Annotated in this window: 21 protein-coding genes, 1 tRNA gene and 1 pseudogene; 16 read left to right on the plus strand and 7 right to left on the minus strand. The window is 54.2% G+C overall.

The features are described from left to right. The first annotated feature begins 51 nt into the window (after positions 1 to 51). Positions 52 to 294, plus strand: coding sequence for a lipoprotein (locus DQN55_RS08400; RefSeq protein WP_048383273.1), 243 nt, complete (start codon positions 52 to 54; stop codon positions 292 to 294). A 30-nt stretch (positions 295 to 324) separates the two neighbouring features. After that, entirely contained in the window at positions 325 to 1,080 is a 756-nt protein-coding gene (locus DQN55_RS08405; protein ID WP_048383274.1) for a TerC family protein, read from the plus strand. Between the two features lie 50 nt (positions 1,081 to 1,130). Here DQN55_RS08405 and DQN55_RS08410 read toward each other — a convergent pair whose 3' ends face one another. Continuing rightward, positions 1,131 to 1,310 (minus strand): hypothetical protein, encoded by a 180-nt coding sequence (locus DQN55_RS08410; protein ID WP_048383275.1) that lies wholly within the window; start codon positions 1,308 to 1,310, stop codon positions 1,131 to 1,133. Between the two features lie 217 nt (positions 1,311 to 1,527). On the opposite strand from DQN55_RS08410, the gene DQN55_RS08415 reads away from it, so the two are divergent. Then, positions 1,528 to 2,205, plus strand: a complete 678-nt coding sequence (locus tag DQN55_RS08415) for a lipoprotein (RefSeq protein ID WP_048383276.1) — start codon at positions 1,528 to 1,530, stop codon at positions 2,203 to 2,205. Between the two features lie 49 nt (positions 2,206 to 2,254). Here the strand turns inward: DQN55_RS08415 and DQN55_RS08420 are convergent, their stop codons facing one another. Beyond that, a complete protein-coding gene (locus tag DQN55_RS08420; RefSeq protein WP_048383277.1) occupies positions 2,255 to 3,538 on the minus strand; it encodes an NAD(P)/FAD-dependent oxidoreductase in 1,284 nt (427 codons plus the stop codon). Positions 3,539 to 3,722: 184 nt separating this feature from the next. Here DQN55_RS08420 and DQN55_RS08425 point away from each other — a divergent pair. The 7 genes from DQN55_RS08425 (at position 3,723) to umuC (ending at position 8,009) form a co-directional block, all read left to right on the plus strand. Beyond that, positions 3,723 to 3,799, plus strand: a tRNA-Val gene (locus tag DQN55_RS08425). 240 nt (positions 3,800 to 4,039) lie between these two features. Next, positions 4,040 to 4,459 (plus strand): hypothetical protein, encoded by a 420-nt coding sequence (locus DQN55_RS08430; protein ID WP_048383278.1) that lies wholly within the window; start codon positions 4,040 to 4,042, stop codon positions 4,457 to 4,459. A 183-nt stretch (positions 4,460 to 4,642) separates the two neighbouring features. Continuing rightward, the gene (locus DQN55_RS08435) at positions 4,643 to 4,912 is read left to right on the plus strand and encodes a hypothetical protein (protein WP_048383279.1); all 270 of its coding nucleotides are present in this window, start codon (positions 4,643 to 4,645) and stop codon (positions 4,910 to 4,912) included. Between the two features lie 296 nt (positions 4,913 to 5,208). Continuing rightward, entirely contained in the window at positions 5,209 to 5,436 is a 228-nt protein-coding gene (locus DQN55_RS22610) for a Rap1a/Tai family immunity protein (protein ID WP_408634585.1), read from the plus strand. A 63-nt stretch (positions 5,437 to 5,499) separates the two neighbouring features. After that, positions 5,500 to 6,051, plus strand: coding sequence for a DJ-1/PfpI family protein (locus tag DQN55_RS08440; protein ID WP_048383280.1), 552 nt, complete (start codon positions 5,500 to 5,502; stop codon positions 6,049 to 6,051). 259 nt (positions 6,052 to 6,310) lie between these two features. Next, positions 6,311 to 6,739, plus strand: coding sequence for a LexA family protein (locus DQN55_RS08445; protein ID WP_048383281.1), 429 nt, complete (start codon positions 6,311 to 6,313; stop codon positions 6,737 to 6,739). Beyond that, a complete protein-coding gene (gene umuC / locus DQN55_RS08450) occupies positions 6,729 to 8,009 on the plus strand; it encodes a translesion error-prone DNA polymerase V subunit UmuC (RefSeq protein ID WP_048383282.1) in 1,281 nt (426 codons plus the stop codon). The genes DQN55_RS08445 and umuC overlap by 11 nt, the downstream gene beginning before the upstream one ends. Positions 8,010 to 8,137: 128 nt before the next feature. On the opposite strand, the gene DQN55_RS08455 is transcribed toward umuC, so the two are convergent. Next, positions 8,138 to 9,961, minus strand: a complete 1,824-nt coding sequence (locus tag DQN55_RS08455; protein ID WP_082150772.1) for a flavin-containing monooxygenase — start codon at positions 9,959 to 9,961, stop codon at positions 8,138 to 8,140. Positions 9,962 to 10,217: 256 nt separating this feature from the next. Between DQN55_RS08455 and DQN55_RS08460 the strand changes: the two genes are divergently transcribed. Continuing rightward, entirely contained in the window at positions 10,218 to 12,113 is a 1,896-nt protein-coding gene (locus DQN55_RS08460) for a sigma-54-dependent Fis family transcriptional regulator (protein ID WP_048383283.1), read from the plus strand. Between the two features lie 199 nt (positions 12,114 to 12,312). Continuing rightward, on the plus strand, positions 12,313 to 13,146 hold the full coding sequence (locus tag DQN55_RS08465) for an isocitrate lyase/PEP mutase family protein (RefSeq protein WP_048383284.1): 834 nt from the start codon (positions 12,313 to 12,315) through the stop codon (positions 13,144 to 13,146). A gap of 241 nt (positions 13,147 to 13,387) precedes the next feature. Here the strand turns inward: DQN55_RS08465 and DQN55_RS08470 are convergent, their stop codons facing one another. Then, positions 13,388 to 14,116: a GntR family transcriptional regulator gene (locus DQN55_RS08470; RefSeq protein WP_197714159.1), complete on the minus strand. Its 729-nt coding sequence runs from the start codon at positions 14,114 to 14,116 to the stop codon at positions 13,388 to 13,390. A 123-nt stretch (positions 14,117 to 14,239) separates the two neighbouring features. Here DQN55_RS08470 and ilvC point away from each other — a divergent pair, with 123 nt between their 5' ends. From ilvC to DQN55_RS08490, 4 genes are all read left to right on the plus strand, one after another. Next, positions 14,240 to 15,256 (plus strand): ketol-acid reductoisomerase, encoded by a 1,017-nt coding sequence (ilvC, locus tag DQN55_RS08475; RefSeq protein ID WP_048383285.1) that lies wholly within the window; start codon positions 14,240 to 14,242, stop codon positions 15,254 to 15,256. Between the two features lie 122 nt (positions 15,257 to 15,378). Next, complete coding sequence (locus DQN55_RS08480) at positions 15,379 to 16,923, plus strand: Rieske 2Fe-2S domain-containing protein (protein ID WP_048383286.1); 1,545 nt, start codon at positions 15,379 to 15,381, stop codon at positions 16,921 to 16,923. A 71-nt stretch (positions 16,924 to 16,994) separates the two neighbouring features. Then, the gene (locus tag DQN55_RS08485; protein ID WP_048383287.1) at positions 16,995 to 17,981 is read left to right on the plus strand and encodes a PDR/VanB family oxidoreductase; all 987 of its coding nucleotides are present in this window, start codon (positions 16,995 to 16,997) and stop codon (positions 17,979 to 17,981) included. A 174-nt stretch (positions 17,982 to 18,155) separates the two neighbouring features. Beyond that, on the plus strand, positions 18,156 to 18,416 hold the full coding sequence (locus DQN55_RS08490) for a LysR family transcriptional regulator (protein ID WP_048383288.1): 261 nt from the start codon (positions 18,156 to 18,158) through the stop codon (positions 18,414 to 18,416). A 178-nt stretch (positions 18,417 to 18,594) separates the two neighbouring features. Here the strand turns inward: DQN55_RS08490 and DQN55_RS22615 are convergent. From DQN55_RS22615 to DQN55_RS08500, 3 genes and pseudogenes are all read right to left on the minus strand, one after another. Then, positions 18,595 to 19,052 (minus strand): annotated as a pseudogene (locus DQN55_RS22615) (integrase core domain-containing protein); the annotation flags it as partial. A gap of 384 nt (positions 19,053 to 19,436) precedes the next feature. After that, a complete protein-coding gene (locus DQN55_RS08495; RefSeq protein ID WP_048383289.1) occupies positions 19,437 to 20,753 on the minus strand; it encodes an MFS transporter in 1,317 nt (438 codons plus the stop codon). A gap of 112 nt (positions 20,754 to 20,865) precedes the next feature. Further along, positions 20,866 to 21,711 (minus strand): class II aldolase/adducin family protein, encoded by an 846-nt coding sequence (locus DQN55_RS08500; RefSeq protein WP_048383290.1) that lies wholly within the window; start codon positions 21,709 to 21,711, stop codon positions 20,866 to 20,868. Positions 21,712 to 21,756: the final 45 nt, after the last annotated feature.

Raw genomic sequence — 21,756 nt, forward strand, 5'->3', positions numbered from 1 at the left:
GCTATTCACGGGTCATGTTGTTGACTGCTGATTTTATAGAAGGAAATCACGATGAAGATTAAGCACGCAGGTGTTGCTGTACTGTTGGCGACGGCTCTTTTCGTCATCAGTGGCTGTGATCAGGCTGAAAAGGCTGCACAACAGATGCTGGATAAAACCGCCGAGTCGGCCAAGCAGGCGATTGATGACACCCACAAGGCGGCCGAACAGGCGCTGCACGATGCCACAGGCCGGCCAGTCGAAAAGGAACAGCCTGAGCAAGAGCGTCAAGAGTCGTCGTCACACACCATTTAATTTGTCTTACCGCAGAGTCTGAGTACACCTATGGAATATCTTTTAGAGCTGGCGGTCAGTCCCGCCGCTTGGGTCGCGTTGGCCACCTTGATCGTGATGGAAGTCGTACTGGGTATCGACAACCTGATCTTCATCTCTATTTTGACCAATAAATTGCCGGCGCAATTCCGCACCAAGGCGCGGCGCATCGGCATCGGCATGGCGCTCATCTTGCGTCTGGGTCTGCTCAGCACCATCGCCTACATCGTACAGTTGACCACGCCGGTGTTTGAGGTGTTGGGGCAGGCGTTCTCGTGGAAGGACATGATCCTGATCGCCGGTGGCCTGTTCCTGGTGTGGAAGGCTACCAGTGAAATGCACCACAGCATGCAGCCGGTGGTGGAGGATGAGTCTACCATCAAGACGTCTACGGTGACGTTGGGCTTTGCCGCGGCCATCGGGCAGATTCTGATGCTGGACATGGTGTTTTCCATCGACAGCATCATTACCGCGGTCGGCATGACCGAGCATTTGCCGATCATGGTGGTGGCCGTTGTGGTAGCGGTGTTGGTGATGCTGCTGGCCTCCGAGCCTCTGGCCAAGTTCATCAATGAGAACCCGACCGTCGTCATGCTGGCCCTGGCTTTCCTGATCATGATCGGCATGACCCTGATCGCTGAAGGTTTCGGCTTCCATGTGCCTAAAGGCTATGTGTATGCGGCGATGGCGTTCTCGGCCACGGTTGAGACACTGAACATCGTGGCACGAAAGATTCGCGAAAAACGCCAGGCTGCTCTGGTGAAGTAATCTCGAGTCGAACACCAAAAGCCGCCCTCCTGCATAAGGAAGGCGGCTTTTTACATTGGGGTGTTTGCCGCGCCAACTGCCGATTTGGCAGGGGGGCTTTTTGGAGCAGGTTCTACGTGAGATTCAGGGTGATGGTGGCGACGGCTGATGCGCATCACGCCCCACAGCATGGCGGCGGCAACGGCCAGCCAGCCGGTAAACAGCAGAAAAACAGTCAATGCCGGGCTCATCAGTGCCTCCCTTGCCCACAACGGGCACAACACATGTCTAAGCAGTGGACAGTCTAGCCTGAGCAGCGTTGCAGTCTATTGACCAAAGGTCGCGTGGGACTAACTGATTTGCTCTATCTGAACAGTCCTGCTGTGGGGTAAGGGTATACCTCTTTCAGTTCGCGTCCTATGATCAGCAGCCATGTCGGGCCGTCCGGGTTCATTCAAGCGAGGGAACATGCAGGGAGTGATTGGTTTGAGATCCGTGCGGCAGTGGCTGGTGGCCGCCTGTGCTGTGGCGGTGATGGGTTGTGCCAGTGTCGAGCCACCGAAAATTCGAGGTTTGCCGGAAAGGGTCGAACTCAATGGGGTGCCTTTTTTTCGGGGGAATGCCCACCAAAGTGGCCCGCATGTCTTGGCCAGCATGCTCGGCGAGCAACGGATCAGGATGACCCCGGGACTGCTGCTCAAGCCCTTGAAGCTGCCAGAGGCGGAGGCTTCATTACAAGGCAATATGGAACGACTGGCCGCCGAGTACGGGCTGATGGTGTATCCGCTGGACACATCCATGCAGGCGTTGCTGACTCAAGTGGCGGCGGGGTACCCTGTGATGCTGCGATTCAGCGAAGGCAGAATCTGGTCCGAACCGCGCTACGCCATGCTGGTGGGCTACAACCGCGCGAAGCAGACGGTGTTGTTGCGGGCCGGCATGGACCGTCGCCGACTGATGGGCTTCAAGGCATTTGAAGCGGCCTGGGCAGATGCCGGCAATTGGGCGGTGCTGATCATGTCGCCGGATCAGTTGCCGGCCGACGTCGATAAGGCTCGCTGGCTGACAGCCGCCAGCGAATTGTCCCGTGCAGGCCAGGAGCAGGCTGCGGCCCGGGCTATTCGGACCCTGGAGGCACGCCCCTGACGGTCGCCGTGATTGAAGCGGTGACCGCGAGGGTGCGCAGGCGCTTAGCTTAAAAGCCGAACTTGTCGCGCAGGCTGTAGTACCACGCACCTAGCGCAGTCAGCGGCGTACGCAACAGTTGTCCGCCGGGGAACGGGTAATGCGGCAGGTCAGCAAAGGCATCGAAACGTTCCGCCTGACCCCGCAAGGCCTCGGCCAGCACCTTGCCTGCCAGATGGGTGTACGTCACGCCATGGCCACTGCAGCCTTGCGAGTAATAGATGTTGTCACCGATGCGCCCGACCTGAGGCAGGCGTGACAATGTCAGCAGGAAGTTGCCCGTCCATGCGTAGTCAATTTTCACGTCCTTGAGTTGCGGGAATGCCTTGAGCATTTTCGGGCGAATAATCGCCTCGATATTGGCCGGGTCCCGCGCGCCGTACACCACCCCGCCGCCAAAGATCAGGCGCTTGTCACCGGACAGGCGATAGTAATCGAGCAGGTAGTTACAGTCTTCGACGCAATAGTCCTGTGGCAGCAGGGTGCTGGCCAGTTCTTCGCCCAGCGGTTCGGTGGTGATCACCTGTGTGCCGCACGGCATGGATTTGGAGGCCAGCTCAGGGACCAGATTGCCCAGATACGCATTGCCCGCCACGATGATGAACTTGGCCCGGACCTTGCCCTGCGGCGTGTGCACCACCGGGTTGGCGCCGCGCTCAATGCGAATGGCCGGTGACTGCTCGTAAATCGTGCCACCCAGGGATTCAACCGCCGCCGCCTCGCCCAGCGCCAGATTGAGCGGGTGAATATGCCCGCCACTCATGTCCAGCAGCCCGCCCTGATAGTGATCACAGGCGACGACCTCACGAATCCGGCGCTGATCCAGCAGCTCCAGGTGAGTATTGCCATAACGCTCCCAGAGCTTCTTCTGCGCTTCCAGGTGCCCCATCTGCTTGCTGGTGATGGCTGCAAACACACCGCCGTCTTTCAGGTCGCACTGGATCTGATACTTGGCGACGCGATCGCGAATGATCTTCCCGCCCTCAAAAGCCATCTGCCCCAACAACTGCGCTTGCCTGGCCCCCACCGTTCGCTCGATCACATCTATGTCGCGGCTATAGCTGTTAACGATCTGCCCGCCATTACGACCCGACGCGCCAAACCCCACTTTGGCCGCTTCCAGTACCGTCACCTTGAAACCGCTCTCCAGCAAAAACAGCGCGCTCGACAGCCCGGTATAACCGGCACCGATCACACAAACGTCTGTCTCGACATCATTTTGCAGGGCAGGGCGCTCAGGAACCGGATTGGCCGAAGCTGCATAGTAGGACTGGGGGTAGGGAGTGTTCGACATTCTGCAGCCTCTGTTTTATATTTTTTACGAGTGCCGCCGATGCTACCTGAGTTGAAATCCCCCCGCCAGCCACCCCGGACGACGCTTTTTTGCCTATCAAATAAAAAATTCGACTATTCATAGGGTTAGCTGCAAAAAAGGTGTTGACACCCCTCCGCAAATCTATAGAATGCGACCCCACAGCAGGCACGTAGCTCAGTTGGTTAGAGCACCACCTTGACATGGTGGGGGTCGTTGGTTCGAGTCCAATCGCGCCTACCAAACAAAATCCGCTCTGCTGGGCGGTCTAGAAGGGCTCACCGAAAGGTGGGCCCTTTTTTGTTGTCTTGGATTTCATGCAGAACGTTCACAAAATATCGGGTTCGTTCACACAGGGCAATGTGAATGCCGTTGAAAGGTGTTTTGAGTATGGCGAGGCGGCTGAATTAAGGTGGGATGGTGTGAGTAAGCACGTCCGATGTAATGCGGTAAGCTGGATTCTTACTCACAAGGATGTATCGCATGAAGCCTCCCTCAGATCTTAAGATTCTCGACGTAATCTACAAGCTGTACTACGACGAGTTTCAGAGCTTCACACAGGAGCCCGACGTTCAAAACGGTCGGGTGGGTAAAATTCATGTGCCCATCGACTGTAAGATGATTGCTAGGGAGTTGGGCGTGGATAGTGACATCGTTTTTGGAAGGCTCTACTACCACTTGGAGGAGAGGTACGGCTATAAAAGAGAAGGTGGTAGCAGGGTCGCATTCTTCTCGTTGGGTGTAGGGGTTGACAGGCACTGCGTAAACTTCCCGCTTCTTGCATCTGTGCTTGCGGGGTTGCAAGAGGAAAACAGCAAATTCCAATGGGCGACCGTCTTGTCCGCAATAGCCCTCCTGATCTCAATCGTAGTGCCGTTAGTTGACATGTTGCTGAGCAAGTAGTGAGTGCGTGGCGGTGCGATCTGTCTGGAGTTGGTTTCAGTAGGGAGAATTAGCATTCTCAGCTTTTGCACTTGTAGTTTCGGCGTGCCTGAACTGAAAGAGTTGGATGGGTAGCCGGTACTCCTGCAGACCCTACTTTGGGTGGCCTTGTGGCGTTTTATAAATCACGGAGCATCATGCTGAATGGAAATTGTCGTCGTAGTAATTGCAGTCGTCATTGGGCTGTTCGTGTTCAGCATGAGCAGGGGCAAAAAGGCAGTACGTGCTTATGTCTACTTGGCTTCACGAAGTGATGGCGCAAGCGAGGTAGAGGCGAACCTAATTGCATCACGGATTGATACTCATAGAGCTGGTCAGCTAAACGACGCAATGCTTATGTTCAATCGTCAGTGCTACAACGGTAAGCAGTTGGCAATGATTTCGGATGCAAGGCTTGATGGGTTCAACGGGTAGATTGAAGGAGCTGTGCGAGGTGCTGTGCACAGAATTGCACCGCTTGATGTAGTGTGGCCTCTAGCGTCTTGCACTCGGCTGAGTGTGTAGCGTGATGCTTGGTCAATCATAACTGCCAGCAGCATGAGAAACTCACTCATAAGGGATTCAGCATGAAGGCATGGATTGGGGCTATTGCACTGGTTGGGCTGTTGGCAAGCGGCAGTGCTGTGGCCTTGGACGGAAATGGGCTGCTTAGTGCTTGTTAAACGACAATTAGGTATTCCGACGGTGCCAAGGATGTATCTCCTTTCGATGTGGGTCAGTGCACTGGCATCGTTGAGGGTGTAGAGGGAGCAGTAATCATATTGAATGATTCGGTAAAGCCAGGCATGAAAACCTGCTACCCAGCCAATGGAACTACAAATATCCAGAAAGCAAGGATCGTTGTGAAGTACATGCTGGAACACCCAGACCAACTACATCTTCCTGCGGCAGCCCTAACTTTAATCGCCTATGCGGGTGCATTTCCCTGCAAGAAGTAACGAATTCACGGAGTCCATTCTCGTAGTTATGTGGATGATGGTTGAGGGGCAGAGATATGCTGAGTGAATCGCCCCGGTTTTGCGGACTGGGAATATGCTTTCATTGCTGGAACCGGGTCCCCGTTTTACGGGATCGACGTCAGGTTTTTTGCTGCTGCTACGGGACAGATCCACTCGCAGGGCGGGTTGGCTGTCACGATCGATAGCAGCTTGCAACAATGCCTGGACTGGAAACCGGACGTTGCTGTCGTTATTGGAGCAATGGTCTGGGAAAGTGCAGAAGCCCCGGATATTCGAGATTTTCTGCATGCTTGCCGTTCACGTGGAGCGACACTTGCCGGTATCTGCGGGGGAACGTTGGCGCTTGCGAGGGCCGGTCTTCTCGACACGATTCCTCATACCTCGAACAGCGCTGACTTCTTACAAGAGAATGCCGCAGGTTATGCAGGGCACGCGTTTTATCGAAACAGTTCTGTAGCGGTGGTTGCAGACCGCATCATAACTGCTCCAGGCCCTGCACCCGTTAGCTTCACCTGCGCAGTATTCGAAGCTGCCGGGCTGTCGTCAGAGATCATTTCTCAGTTCAGGTCAATGTTGGCAGCGGAACATGTGTAACTGCTTGCTCCCGTAAAAATAGCCGATCAGGTGATGCTCACCGCAAGGTGGGCCATTTTTGTTGTCTGGCCAAACTCTCCGGTGACATTGATCCGTAGCCAGGCTTGGCACTGCACAAATCGTTGGCACGTTGTGATGGCCGCTTGCCGGGGTTAAAGGCCTCGGCGCTCCTCTCGTCGTAATCTCTGACAGAAATATTGACCAGAATCTTCCTACGCCGTTAACTGTATATTCATACAGTTTAATGAAGGCGTGCGTCATGAGCTTCACACTTTTGGGTCCTCTTGCTGAAGGCGGGATAGGCTTGCCGCTGTGCTCGTTCAAGATTCCGGCCGGTTTCCCGTCTCCCGCTGCGGATCACATTGAGCAGGTCATTTCCCTGGACCAGGTGTTTAACGTGCGTGCGCCGCATGTCTATCTCGCGTCAATTGACGGCGACAGCATGCAAGGGATCGGGATTTTTTCAGGTGATCTGGCGGTCATTGATCGCTCTATTGAGCCCGCTCACGGTCATGTTGTGGTGGCGCTGTTGAACAATGATCCGATCTGCAAGCGTCTGTGCATGCGCGGGAAGGATGTGATCCTCAAGTCTGAAAACGCCCAATACCCGGACAGGCACATCATGGAAGGCGACGATCTGTCGATCTGGGGTGTGGTGACTTACAGCGTGCGCAGCCATGGTCATTAAGCCCAAGCCGGTTTTCGCACTGATTGACTGCAACTGCTTCTATGCCAGCTGCGAGCGTGTCTTCCGGCCTGACCTGGCCAAAGTCCCGATCGTGGTGCTGAGTAACAACGACGGCTGTGTGATCGCGCGCAGTTATGACGCCAAGCAGCATATCAAAATGGGCGAACCCTATTTTCAGATCAAGCATCGTCTAGAGGGGTTGGGGATCGTTGCGTTTTCATCGAACTATGCGCTGTATGGGGACATGAGCGAGCGCGTCATGAGCCTGATTGAGTCAATGGTGCCGGCGGTTGAGGTTTACAGCATCGATGAGGCGTTTGCTGACCTGACCGGGATTGCGGATGTCGGTGCAATGGGCCGGCAGTTACGCGCCAACATTATCAAGTACACCGGCATTCCTGTAGGGGTCGGTATCGGCCACACCAAGACGCTGGCCAAACTCGCCAATTACACTGCCAAGCGTCTCCAGACTCATACGGGAGGGGTGGTGAATCTCTGCGGCGACCATGAGCGCGACTGGGTGTTGCGCAATACGGCGGTGTCCGAGGTGTGGGGGGTAGGGCGGCGAATGGTGGTTCACTTTGAAAACATGGGCATCCGCACCGCCATGGACCTGGCCAAAACGGATCCGTGGACACTGCGCAAGAAGTTCAGCGTGGTCGTGGAGAAAACGGCACGAGAATTATCAGGGACGCCATGCCTGGAGCTGGACGAACCTGATCCGCCGAAGCAGGAGATCTGCTGCAGCCGCATGTTTGGCAAGCGACTGACCGAGCTGGCGCCGATCAAAGAGGCGGTGGCCACCTACATGATGCGTGCCTCTGAAAAACTCCGGGCGCAGAAGTCCTACTGCAAGAAGATAAGGGTCAGCATCCGTACCGGCATGTTCAATCCGGACGAAGCCAAATACGCCAAAGGGGTGGTGGTGACGTTGCCGTATCCGACTGATGACGTGCGGCTGCTGACCAAGGCTGCGGTCGATGCGCTGGACCATGTCTTTCAGCAGGGGTTCAGGTACAGCAAGGCGGAGGTCCTGCTCCTGGACCTCAGGCAGCCAGGCGAATTTTCGGATGATCTGTTTGCCGTTAACCAGCCCGCTGAAGCCTCAAGGGTGATGGCGGTGCTGGACGAGATCAATGGCCGCTGGGGAAGGGGGACGCTGCGCGCCGCCAGCGTTCCAGGCAAACCGGACTGGGGCATGCGCCGGGAAATGATGAGTCAGGGCTATACCACGCGCCTGGATCAACTGTGGCGGGTTGCTTGTAATTAAGAAAAAGGTGTAATGGCCCTGCGCCCTCGGCAGACGCCATAGATTGCTGCCAGCCATCAATCTCTACGACCAGGCTGTATCCGCTGCATTGTGGCGTGGCGCCCGACCATGGTCGGGCGCCATTTGACTCAGCCAGTGTGGTGACTCTCGGCAAGGCCGTAGACGGAAGTGTCGATGTCTTCGAAGCGCGCCTTTAACTGCAGCGCCAGATACAGCGAATAATGCCGTGACTGATGCAGGTTGCCACCGTGGAACCAGAGGTTTTCCTGCTGCGTTGGCTTCCACATGTTCCGCAGTTCGCCCTCGTAGGGGCCTGGATCATTCGTGGTTCCGGAACCTAAGCCCCAACAGCGGCCGACCTTGTCAGCTACTTCCTGGGAAATCAGCTTCGCTGCCCAACCATTCATTGAGCCATAGCCCGTGGCATAGACGATCAAGTCTGCCGGGAGCCGGCTGCCATCGTTGAGTACGACGGCATCTGCTTCGATGCGCTCGACACCCAGGCCAGGCGCGCTTTTGAGTTTGATCGTGCCATTCGCGATCAGTTCTGAGGCACCGACGTCGATGTAGTAACCAGAGCCACGACGCACGTATTTCATGAAAAGGCCAGAGTCGTCGTCACCGAAGTCGAGCATGAAGCCGGCTTTGGACAGGCGCTCGTAGAAGTCCTTGTCACGCTCCTTGATCATGTCAAAGACTGGTTGGTGAAAGCTGGGCATCACCTTGTAGGGGATCGAGGCGAACAGCATGTCAGCCTTGTCCGTGGTCAAACCCGTCTCGAGGGCGTCTTCTGAGTAGAGCCCGCCGAAGACGAGATCCATTAAGCTGTCGGAGCGCACGATGTGGGTGCTCGAGCGTTGCACCATGGTCACCTCGGCGCCGTTCTCCACCAAATCAGCGCAGATATCGTGAGCCGAATTGTTCGCTCCGATTACCACCGCGCGCTTGCCACTCCATGCATCTCCGCCGGGATGACGACTGGAATGATGCTGTTGGCCATTGAAAACCTCGGCCCCCGGGTAAGTAGGGATATTGGGCACGCCGGACATACCGGTGGCGAGGATCAATTGCGTAGGTTGTAAGGTGATGCGCTCGCCATCGCGCTGTACTTCAACTCTCCAGGTGCCACTGTGATTGTCAAAGCTGGCGCTCACGCATTCTGTGCGCGGCCAGTAATTGAGTTCCATGATTTTGGTGTACATTTCCAGCCAGTCGCCAATCTGGTCTTTTGGTGTAAAGACTGGCCAGTGATCGGGGAAGGGCAGGTAAGGCATATGGTCATACCAGACGGGGTCGTGCAGACACAGCGACTTGTAGCGGCCCCGCCACTGATCGCCAGGACGCTCAGCCTTGTCGACGATCAGGGTTGGAACGCCCATTCGCTTGAGCCGCGCGGCGAGCCCCAGCCCCCCTTGACCGCCGCCCACGATCAGGCAATAGGGTTGGGTGGTAATACCCAGCGAAGCCTCTTCATCGCGTCGGCGCTCCAGCCAGTTGCGCTTGTCAGCGTGGGCGTGACCATGACTCGCACCCATTGGGCGACGGCGGCCGCTGGGTTCTTCAAACCCTTTGAGTTCGCGCATGCTCGTCAGCAGCGTCCAGCACAGGCCTTCCTTGAGACGCACGTAACCTTTAGCCCGCGCCGCTTCGGTTTCCAGACTGATCCAGCCTTCGAGCACACCGTTATTCAGCGTTGCTTCACCTTCTACTTTCCACTTTTCAGGGCGAGTCTGGTCGAGGCGTGTTTCCAGCATCTCCCGGATGGCAGGCTTGTTTTCCAGGGTCACTAAGTTCCAGCTGAAAAGCAGCAGGTCACGCCAGTAACACTCTTCGGCAAATAGTTCGAGTGCACCATCCAGATCACGTTGGACGAGACGTTCGTTGAGGTTTTCGACCCAAGCCGCGAGCTGATCAGTTGGCGCTTGCAGAGGTGGTTTGATAGCGATGTTCATGGGGCTTCTCCCGTTCTTGTTGTTTTTGTAACAACTTACCCTTGAGCAAGGTGCGGGCCATCTTTGCGAAAGCCCCGTTGCAGAGCCGTAGCTGCGGTATTGCTGCGGTACTGCCGAGGCTTTGAGCCGAAACTCTGTCACGAATCTGAGAAGGGGGAATGACAGAGTGTCACGCGGTGTTGAGAGCGCTCGTTGCAGTCTTTTCATATAAGCTGCGAACAGACCCGTGTCCTGATCGTAGCGGAGAACAAGAACAATGAAGCCGGCCTTGATCAACGCCCATGCACAGCAAGTGCTGCAAGCCGTGCAGGGCACTATTGGCAACCACAACCCTATAGCGGACCTGGCCATTACCCGATCCTGGCGTCGGTGCCTCGATCAGTATCAGCTCGATCCGGCCAGCCGCCGTTCGCCTAACGTGGTTGAACAACCACGCTTGCAGGATCACCGTGCGCCACTGGAACACATGATTACTGTGGCGCATTGGCAAATGAGCAGTTTGCACCAACAGCTCGGGCGTGACGGCCACGTGGTGCTCCTCACCGATGCGCGCGGTGTTGCGATCGACAGTGTGTTCAATGAATCCGAGCGAGCCGAGTTCCAGCGTTCCGGGCTGTGGCTTGGCTCGGTATGGAGCGAAGATTACGAGGGAACCAATGGTGTCGGTACCTGCCTGGTCGAACGGCAGCATGTAACCATCCGTCGTGATGAGCATTTCCGGGGCAAACACGTTGGCTTGACCTGTTCTGCGAGCCCGGTATTTGATGCGGGCGGAGAGTTGCTTGCCGTGCTGAACCTCTCTTCTGTGCGGGAGGAGCAAAGTCTTCAGCAGCACTTCAAAGCTATGGCGTTGACTCAACTATCAGCCAATTTGATCGAGAGCTGTTTTTTCTTGGGGCATGATCCGCAACGATATTTGCTGCGCTTCCACCCTGAGGCAGGCTTCGTTGGACTACTGGGTGAAGGCCTGCTCAGTTTTGACGAGAGTGCCCGTATTTGCTCAGTCAACCATGCTGCGCTGGAGCTGTTGGGGCTCAGCCGTGGCGACGTGGTCGGGCAAGCGTTGACGACGTTTTTGGAAACGCCTATTGACCATGTGCTGAGTCAAGGCAGCGAACATCCGAGTGTCTGTTGGCCAATACGGCTGGTTGACGGACGTTTGCTCTATGGGCAGCTGCGAGAGCCTATACGCCGGACGCCTCTAGCCACGCCTGCCTCTTCCGAAATCAACGATGTGCGTGTGTGCCTGGAAGACCCGCGTTTGCAACGAGGCTTTGCGCGCGCGCTGCGTGTGTTGGAGCGTGACGTACCAGTGTTTTTACAAGGGGAGACCGGTACCGGTAAAGAAGCTTTTGCAGCGGCACTGCATCGCGCCAGCACACGCGCGAGCCAGCCCTTTGTCGCGATCAATTGCGCGGCCATTCCAGAAACGCTGATCGAAAGCGAGCTGTTTGGTTATCGCGGAGGCAGTTTCACCGGCGCACGCAAGGACGGGATGATAGGTAAGCTGGAGCAGGCCCATGGCGGCATTCTGTTCCTCGATGAAATCGCCGATATGCCACTGGCTTTACAGACTCGCCTGCTGCGTGTGCTGGAGGAGCGGCAGGTCGTACCGCTCGGCGGCGCGACGGCGACTCCGCTCGACGTACGTCTCATCAGTGCCAGTAACCAGGATCTTCACACCTGTGTAGCCGAAGGGCGCTTTCGCGAGGATCTTTTCTATCGAGTTGCTGGTTTTGCCGTACAACTCCCGCCGCTTCGCGAACGATCAGACAAGGGCCGTCTGATCGACCTTCTGCTGCGTGAAGAGGCTAAAGATGAAAGGGTCCGGCTGGAGGCGGGTGTTAGAGATCGCTTGTTGACGCATCCTTGGCCGGGAAATGTCCGGCAGCTGCGTACGTGTCTGCGCACACTGGTAGCGTTGGCGTTGGAAGGGCGTGTCACGCTAGACGACTTGGCAGAGTTGCTGCCGACAACACCCGAGGCAGTCGCGCTGACCGAAAACCCGCTTGGCGTATCCGAACGGCAAACGCTGCTTTCATTGATTGAGGCAGAACACTGGCATATCGCCCATGTTGCCGAGCGCCTCGGGATCAGCCGCAACACGCTGTATCGCAAACTGCGCCATCACGGCATTTCCCGACCTGGCTGAATACAGAAAGACGTTGTCGTCCCCAGTCACTCAGCCCGCTTGTTTCCCATATGAGCAATGGCTGAGTGTCTAGAAAGTCCGGGACGATCCGAAATGCCCTTTGTTCTGTAATCGATGATGCTCCTGTTAAAGCGCTCGGCGCTAATGGACATCCAGGGCTAACCTAGCGGTTGCCTGGATCAAATAATAGGAAGCCTTAATGCAGAATCTTGATAAAGCCATGGCGTTTCAAGCACTTCATTTGCGCAAACAGCCACTTATCCTGCCAAATCCGTGGGATGCCGGCAGCGCAAGAGTTCTGACCGCCATGGGGTTTGAGGCATTAGCTACGACGAGTGCAGGTCTGGCGTTTAGTCTGGGCCGTCGAGATGCGGAAGGCGCCCTGTCGCGGAGGGAGATACTCGCCAATGCTCAAAGCATCGTTGAGGCAACCCATTTACCAGTCAGCGCAGACCTGGAAAACGGATTTGGAGATTCACCTGAAGAGGTGTCCAGAACTATTTGCATGGCTGCTGAAATTGGGCTTGTTGGCGGTTCAATCGAAGATGCCACTGGAGACCGACAATCGCCAGTTTACGAGTTCGAGCATGCGCTGGAACGCGTTATCGCTGGGGTTGAGGCTGCGCGCAGCTTGTCGGTCCCTTTTGTATTTGTGGCTCGTGCTGAAAATTTCAGTGCTGGGATAAATGATCTGGACGATACAATCCGCCGGCTCATCGCATTTGAAAGTGCTGGAGCAGACATTTTATTCGCTCCCGGGCTACCCAACTTGAATGCTATCCAGCTTGTTTGTGAAGCGTTACAAAAACCACTCAACGTGGTAGTCGGATTGGCAGACTCTACATTTTCTGTGGGTGAGCTTGCAGGGGTTGGTGTTCGAAGGATCAGTCTGGGTAGTTCATTTGCCAGGGCTGCAATGGGTGAGTTTATCCGTGCAGCGCATGAGGTAAAAACCATGGGCACTTTCAGTTTTGCCAACAATGCCCTTAGCTTCCAAGAGGCTAACGCATTCATGGAGCCATTTGAAATGTGAGCCAACACCACACTGTTTTTCGGTGCTCAGGACTGTGGTTTACCACTTCAGTCCAAGCAGTGCCGATGAGCAGGCGCGTAACTTACTTTGCTCTTGGAATGGCAATCTGGAATGCGATGATTTTGCAGGCAAAGGTGTGGGACGAATTATCGATTAGCAACCGCGATCCCCCAGAAGACGCCGAGGGTTATCGACGCTGAATAGCGATTATGAGATGTGGCTGGAAATCGACAGCTAACGATTACTGGATTTGGCGTTCTCGCTGCTCTAAATACTCATCAAGTTGTGAGGCAAGGTATTCTCGTGCTTTTGTGGTGTGGACATCAGAAAGCTCGCCAGCCCTTTTCGAGTCACCATCCGCAATCGCCTTGGCGATTGCCTCATGCTCGTCCCAGATTGACTGACGCTGAGAAGCAGAAGATTGCAGCACTGTTCCCATCGCCCGACGCAGGTGCACCCAATAGACTTGGGCACTCTCGGCAATTAGCGGATTTCCCGAAGCTGCGTAAATGTCGTGATGGAAGGCGACATCAGCGTCAACCATTGCTTTGAGATCTTTCCCTTGGGCAGCGAGCCGGCCATTTTCAATGATCATGGGATCCATCTGGTGACGTCTTTCAGCTGCCATTTTTGCCGCTAAATTATCCAGCGCTCCCCTTATCAGATAAAGGTTGCTGATAGAGGTAACGGTCAATGGTGTCACCAATACCCCTTTACCTGGGGCGTCTTGAACCAACCCGTCCTTTTTTAACAGACGAATGGCTTGGAGGACGGGGGATCGAGAAACATGCATTTGTTCCGCAATCTCTTCTTGAGTGAATCGAACACCGGGGGCCATGGTCCCGTCACTAATCGCGTCTAGAAGAGCTTTGTAGACTTCATCAACGTAGTCGGGGCGCGCTTGAATTCTCTGCAGCTTCGTTGTCATGACGTTCAGGGGTGCCTTCGTTGGTTTGATTGCGATGGTCATTGTCCATGTTCTCCAAAATGATTCCAACGGGGTGGCTTGACAATCTTGGTGTCCGAGCCAAGAATGAATTATCTGTATACAGAACACGGTATGTAGAGTATAGAATTCATAAGGGGAATACCAATGAAAGTGTTCTACGACAAAGATACTGATCTGGCCTTGCTGGAAAGCCGACGGGTAGCTGTCATCGGCTATGGCTCGCAGGGGCATGCTCAGGCGCTGAACTTACGCGACAGTGGAATCGACGTCGTTGTCGGGTTAAGAGCAGGTGGAGCTTCCTGGACAAAGGCCGCAGCATCTGGTCTGCCTGTCATGGAAATAGGTGAGGCGGTAAGTGGTGCGGATCTGGTTGTCATGCTGATTCCAGACGAATCGATTGCAGAGGTTTATACCAATGATGTGGAGCCAGCCATCCGCAAGGGCGCGGCACTGGTCTTCGCCCATGGCTTCAACGTTCACTATGGTCAGGTCACGCCTCGCAGTGATCTCGATGTGTTCATGGTTGCCCCTAAAGCACCCGGTCATACCGTACGCTCGACCTTCGCGGCAGGTGGTGGAGTGCCAGCATTGATCGCCATTTCCCAGAATGTCTCTGATCTCGCAAAGGAACTGGCATTGTCGTATGCCTCGGCCATCGGTTGCGGAAAAGCAGGCATTATTGAGACGGATTTTCGAGAAGAGACAGAGACCGATCTTTTTGGTGAGCAAGTCGTATTGTGTGGAGGTGCTGTAGAGCTGATCAAGGGAGGTTTTGAGGTATTGGTGGAGGCTGGTTACTCGCCTGAGCTTGCCTATTTCGAATGTCTGCATGAGCTAAAACTGATTGTTGATCTGCTCTATGAAGGCGGTATTTCTAACATGAACTACAGCATTTCCAATAATGCTGAGTTTGGCGAATATGTCTCCGGACCGAAGATTGTTACCGCTGAAACCAAGCAGGCCATGCGTGAGGTTCTCGCCTTCATCCAGGACGGCTCGTACGCCAAGCAATTCATTCTCGAAAGCAAGGCAGGAAATTCGCTACTCACCGCGCGCAGAAACCAACTAAAACGCCACCCAATCGAAACTGTTGGTGAGCAGTTGCGGGCAATGATGCCGTGGATTAAGGCATCCGCTTTAGTGGACAAAGTACATAACTAACTGATTGATGAGGAAATAAGTAACCCCGAGAGCAAAGCTGATAGCATTATCGCACCCATAATATCTGTATACAGAGCTCCGTAGTCTGAGCTCTAACGCAAAATAAGAACGGAGACATGGTCATGACCGAGAAATTAGAGCAGCACGAAGCCAAACAAACGAGCGGTGCCGGTACACCCATTGCCAAGAAACTGATCGCCTATGGTGGGTACCACACCAACAACGTTCCGGGTCATGATCCTGAATTGACTGAAACTGGCCCTGGTACTCCGATGGGAGAGTATCTGCGCCGCTTCTGGCATCCGGTATGTATGGCGCTAGAGCTGACAGATACCCCTCGCTTCCTGAAAATCATGGGTGAAGAGTTAGTTGCGTTCCGGGATGGCAGTGGCCAGATCGGTCTTTTGCATGCCCATTGCTGCCATCGCGGGGCGTCATTGGAATATGGCGCTATCCAAGAGCGCGGTATTAAGTGTTGCTACCACGGAATGGTGTTTGACGTCGACGGAGCCTGCTTGCACGTGCCTTTCCCCGCAGGTGAGGAGAAAGAGGCCGAAAAATATGCCTGCTCAATTCGACAAGGTGCGTACAAAGCGTTCGAGCGGCATGGCCTGGTCTTCGCGTACATGGGGCCTCCAGATGAGGAGCCACCGTTCCCTGAGTGGGAGGAAAACTTCACTGTCGCCGAGGGTGATGAGTTGGTTCCGTATAGCAACTTCCAGCATTGCAACTGGATGCAGGTTCAGGATAACGCTGCAGACAATTTCCACCCCACCGCCTTACACTCGGCCAAAAACGTGGTGAACAAGAACTTCCAGGGCACAACTTTTGATGAGGTCGGCGCAGCCTCTATGGAAGTCGCGCCGGACATGCAATTCATTTCTGTGCACCAAGGGCGAAGCCTTGCCTGTGCCGGCGCACGTCGAGTAAACGACGACAAGATGTTCCTGCGCATCCAGCATCAGGTACTGCCCAATCTGAGTTTGCACGCGTACACCTCCGAAGATGGTTCGGCGAAAAAACTCTTCAGTCGCTTCCACATTGTCCGGTGGACTGTTCCAGTCGACGACGAGAACAGCAAAATGATGGGCTGGCGTGTAATGGGGCCGGGTATCGATACGCGTGGCATTGGTGACAAGAGCATGGTTGGCTACGAGACCATCGACTTCCTAGAAGGCCAAGTTGCCATGCGCAGACCAGAGCGTTTCGGTAAGTACAAGCTGGAAGATATTCCCCCAATTCCTGCGAACCATCGTGAGCGTGAGATCTATAAGGACGCCCAATACGCGCCTGGTGATTATGAGGCAATCATCTCCCAGCGACCTATCGCTGTGCACAAACTTGAAAATCCCACCAAGTTCGATGCGGGTGTTTATGCGTTCCGCAAAATGCTACGTGACGCTATTCGCGGAACCAATCCAGCAGCAAGTGCGCATGGTTTCGCAGAATGGTTGCGCTCAATGAACGGGGCACCCAATAGCTATTGCACAGGCAACGTTTTTGAAATGCCAATCGCTGGCACCGTAGAACAGGAGGTTGCCAACCGTCGTCGACTGGCCAAAGAAACGGTGGTAATTCTTACCGAGGCGGATCAATTGAGGGGGCAAGACCGGGCCACATTCGTCACAGAACGACTAGAGCAACTTGAGCAAAGCTTTAAAAAATAACAAAAAGGCCCACATCAACTTCCGAGATGGGCTTTATCTCGGAAGTTTTAAGCGCAATGCCGAGGTGAGGTATGAACGCAATAGTTGATAGCACTGCCGCAACGCATCTAGAACTGGTGGTCAAACAAATCAGGATGGAAGCGAACGGAGTAAACTCTTACGAGTTCGTCTCTGCGGACGGTTCCAATTTACCTCCATTCACTGCTGGCGCGCACATTGATGTTCACGTCGGTGGTGGCGTTATTCGTCAGTACTCGCTGTGCAACTCTCCTTCAGAGCGACATCGCTACATGATCGCCGTGTTGAAGGATCCAAATGGTCGCGGCGGATCTGCGGCTGTTCATGAAACCATCAAGGTTGGTGACCGGGTTCGTGTCAGCGTGCCCAGGAATAATTTCGAGTTGCATCCAGGATCAACCAAAGTCGTGCTGCTGGCTGGCGGCATTGGGGTGACGCCGATGAAGTCGATGGCGCATCAACTGGAAGCACAAAACATTGAATACCAGATGTACTACTGCGCTAAAGGGCCTGAATACGCAGCGTTTCAAGCTGAGCTCGAGGGGTTGGCGAAATCTGGCAGCGTCAGTTTTCATTTCGATGGTGGCGATCCTGGCAATAAGCTGGACATCTCTTCGATCCTGAAAAATCCTAAGGGTGAATGCGATCTTTACTACTGTGGGCCTGGGGGCTTCATGCAGGCGTGTAAAGAAGCTTCAGAGCATTGGCCGAGCGGATCGGTGCACTTCGAGCATTTCAAGGCGCCGGTCAAGAAGGAAACTGAGGAGTGCCCGATTGTCGGGGGGTTCATTGCCGAGATCGCTAGCACCGGTGAGAAACTGGAAGTAGGGCCCAGCGAAAGCCTGGCAGAGGCTCTGAACAATGCCGGCTATTCCGTGGAAACGTCTTGCCAGTCGGGCTTGTGCGGGACATGCAAGGTGCGCTATCTGAAAGGAGTAGTCGATCATCAGGATTTCATTCTTGATGACAGCGAGAGACCTGATTTTCTGACGTGCTGTGTATCTCGTGCCGCAGGCGGAACTCTGCTGCTGGATCTCTGAATGATAATGGGGGCGGCAAGTGTTTGGCCAAACTCGCACATGATTACATTTAGTAAGAGTTAGAAAATGGTGCAGACAGGGGGTGCATGTTTGGCGTCGAATTCAACGCCATCGCCCTGGACTTGTAACGCTAGATACGCATCGAGATGCCATTCATGATTTAGGGGTACGGCCATGAATGTGATCAAACTGGAAAGTTTTTTGGCCACGGTTGATTGCGGCACCGTCAGCGCTGCGGCGTTGAAGCTGAACATAGGCCAGCCTGCAGTGAGCAAGCATCTGAACTCACTCGAAGTTGACTTCGGTGTTGCGCTCTTCGATCGGTCATCCCGGAAAACGACGCTCAGCCCTGAGGGCATGAAAGTTTTGCATGTTGCGCGGTTGGTAGTTCATGCTATGAAGGCTCTGAGGGAGGAACTTTCGGAGTGTGATTAATGACGTAGCAGGTTGCATATAAACGTTAGCCCCGGCACGTGATTTTTGCCTGGGCTTTTTTTTGTCTGGATAATGTCATAAGTACTTACAGGCAGCCCGTAGTTGTGGCTACTTCATATGACGAATTTCACCAAGTAAGGTTGGTAGTTATAGCGGTCAACTAATTTCCTCACAATGATCATTTTTTCTCGGCCTGAGCGGGCGTTAGACCGCCATTGAGTTGATGAGGCCGTATGCGATTGTAGCGGTGCAGTGCATCAAATAATGGCTGATACCCCCGCTGGACCTGCGGAGCCGACATCTAGCCCGCCGAGGGTGTCCACTCGTTTTTCAAACTTAGTAAGACACGTTCCATTGGCAAGTTTTCGTGGTAATTACCTCGGCGACTCATGCTCTGGCGTATGCGATACCGTCGCCGGCGCTGACGAAACTGGCAGCTGGCCTATTGCGATCCCTGATTGGAATGAAACAGCAGCCCTTGAGGCTTTTCACGTTGTTTGAAGGTCAGGTGCAGCGACTTGATCACCATGCCTGCATCCGGCTCCCCTGATTGGGCCCAGATGCAGGAGATATCACGTAGCAGACTTTGTTGGGCTCGGGGTCATCGAGTTCTCGATCCAACGAGTTCGGAATGTCAGTCTGTTAGACAGTTGTTTTTGTAGGGGGCAGGCTGTTGCTGATCAACTCTGGTTCCGACATCAAGCGTGCGGTTACGTTTTTAATATCGTTTGCTCTCGTACTAGACGAGCGTTTCGGACTTCAAGTTCATGAATCTTTTGCTGCTCTGGGGTCTGCGCCTCGTTTTAAAATTTCTTGAATACGAAGTCGGTAGCCCCGCGTTTGAATTCAGTGGAAAGGGCACGGTATTGCGGGGTCATCTGACGCCTCGATAAGGCGGGTATACACGCCTGCACGAGTGCCCGAAATCATTAAGCCGCTACATTTCGGCGCAGATACTAAGCCAGTGAACGGATGAATAAGGAGCAAATGAGAGGCCCTCTGAAAGAGGGCCTCTGGATATTATTTGTAAGTGAGCAGTTTTTTAGGGACGAAGAATACAAGGAGGCAGCCGCCGACTAGCACGCCGGAGAGCATAATGATTCCTGCGCTTGTGCTGTGTGTTGCCGCGTTGATCGTGCCCATGATGAAGGGGCTGATGAAACCCGAGGCACTCCCTATGGAGTTAGCTAATGCAATACCCGTAGCGGCTGCAGCGCCGGTTAAGATTGCAGGTGGCAATGTCCAGAATTGCGAGATAGTGGTCATGACACCCATTGTGGCCAGGCACAACGCAGGAAGACTGATCAGGATATCTGACTGAAATGAAGCACTGATCAGGAAGCCAACCGCTGCAAGTACTCCAGGTATGGCGAGGTGCCAGCGGCGTTCTTTCAAACGATCCGAGCTCCTACCTACTAGAATCATGGTGACCACAGCGCACGCATAAGGGATCGCAGTGAGCAGCCCCAGATGCATAGAGTCGGTGACACCAGAAGCCTGTATAAGCGTTGGGAGCCAGAAGCTGACTCCATACAGCCCCATCGTGAAGAACAGGTAGATAAAGCTCAACAGCCATATCTTGGGATCTTTGAGCCCGTCCATCATCCGGTGAAGGTGCTTGCCGGTAGATTCCTTGTCGAGATTGTGGCGAAGAATTTTCCTGTCCTCTTCGCCCAGCCAGTGTGCATCCTCGATTCTATCTGTCAGATAAAAGTAAGCGAAGATACCCACGAGAATCGTCGGTATTCCTTCTAGTATGAATAGCCATTGCCAGCCAGCTAGGTTCTGTACCCCGCTCAGGGAATGCATGATCCAACCGGAAAGCGGTGCACCTATCACGCCGGACATTGGAATTGCCGCCATAAACAGCGCGGTGACCTTGGCGCCTCTGGATGACGGAAACCATTGGGAGATGTAAAGGAGGATGGCAGGGAAGAACCCGGCTTCAGCTACGCCCAATAAAAATCGCATGACGTAAAACTGCGTTGGTGTATTGACGAACATCATGGCTGCGGAGATCAAACCCCAAGTCACCATAATCCTTGCAATCCAGCGTCTGGCCCCAACCCTGTACATGATAATGTTGCTCGGAATTTCAAAGGCAAAGTAGCCAATGAAAAACATACCTGCGCCGAGACCATAAACGGTATCGCTCCAAGCCAGGTCTTGAGCCATTTGTAATTTGGCAAAACTTACGTTGATACGGTTGAGGTAGGAGCATACATAGCAGAGGAACAGGAACGGAATGAGTCGGAGCATCACCTTTTTATAGATGAGGTCTTCTGCATTAATCAGTGTTCCTGTTAGTGGCCGGGCACGGTCGGCAATGGTAGTCATGGGGACGCCTCCAAGCATTGTTAAATTTATAAGGCTCGCGTCTCACCCCTTGTCGAGTGTTGCAACGTCGCAAGGGGTGTCATTTTTCTCAGCAGTTCACATCAGTACTTTTTCAATCCAGCATGTCTGGCTGGGTGTGCAACAGTTGCCCCCAGATAGGTTGGAAGTGCAGCCAGCCGATGTAATCACTGCCCACGTTTTCGCGACTGAAGCGGGCGCGCTCGTCAGTCACAAGTTTTGGTTTGATACCTGTTGCAGCTATCATCAGTTGCTGTTGGCAACAACGTTCAAGCGCAATGAACCAAAATGCGGCGCTTTCGATACTGTGGCTACTTGCTGTAAGTAGGCCGTGGTTTTGATGCAGGATGGCTTTGTGCTTACCGAAAAGCGAGGCGATGGATTTGCCCGAATCAGTCTTGACCGCTACGGCACCAGCCTCGGCAGTGATTACTAACTGATCCTCGAAAAATGCTGCAGCGTCCTGGGTAATCGGCTCCAGAGGCAAACCGGTACTGGCCCACGCACCGCCATAGACGGTATGGGCATGACACATCGCAAGGATGTGTGGGTGGGCCTCATGGACATTGGCATGCAGTACGAAACCGGCACGGTTGATGGCGTAGTCGCCTTCAACAATTTTTCCATTGTGATCGGCCAAGATCAGATTTGACACCTTGACCTGCGAGAAGTGGACGCACATCGGGTTGGTCCAGTACAGCTCTGGAAACTCAGGATCCCGAACCGTCAGGTGACCAGCAAAACCATAGTCATAACCCTGTTGGGCGAAAGCGCGGCATGCTGCAACAAGGCGCTCTTTCAGATGTTTGCGTTGTTCTGCATAGGTTTCGAATTCAGGTACTTCTGGATAGATCAGGCCCTCTTGTTCAGGCTGATAAATAGAGATTCTGTTTTTGGATTTAGTCAGTGCGCTATCGGGTTGTTTAACGCTGATATTCATGCGGGCATCCTCCATTGACTCGATTGAGGTTGTACCTTCACAAAC

This window comes from Pseudomonas taetrolens, assembly GCF_900475285.1.
Classification (GTDB): Bacteria; Pseudomonadota; Gammaproteobacteria; order Pseudomonadales; family Pseudomonadaceae; genus Aquipseudomonas; species Aquipseudomonas taetrolens.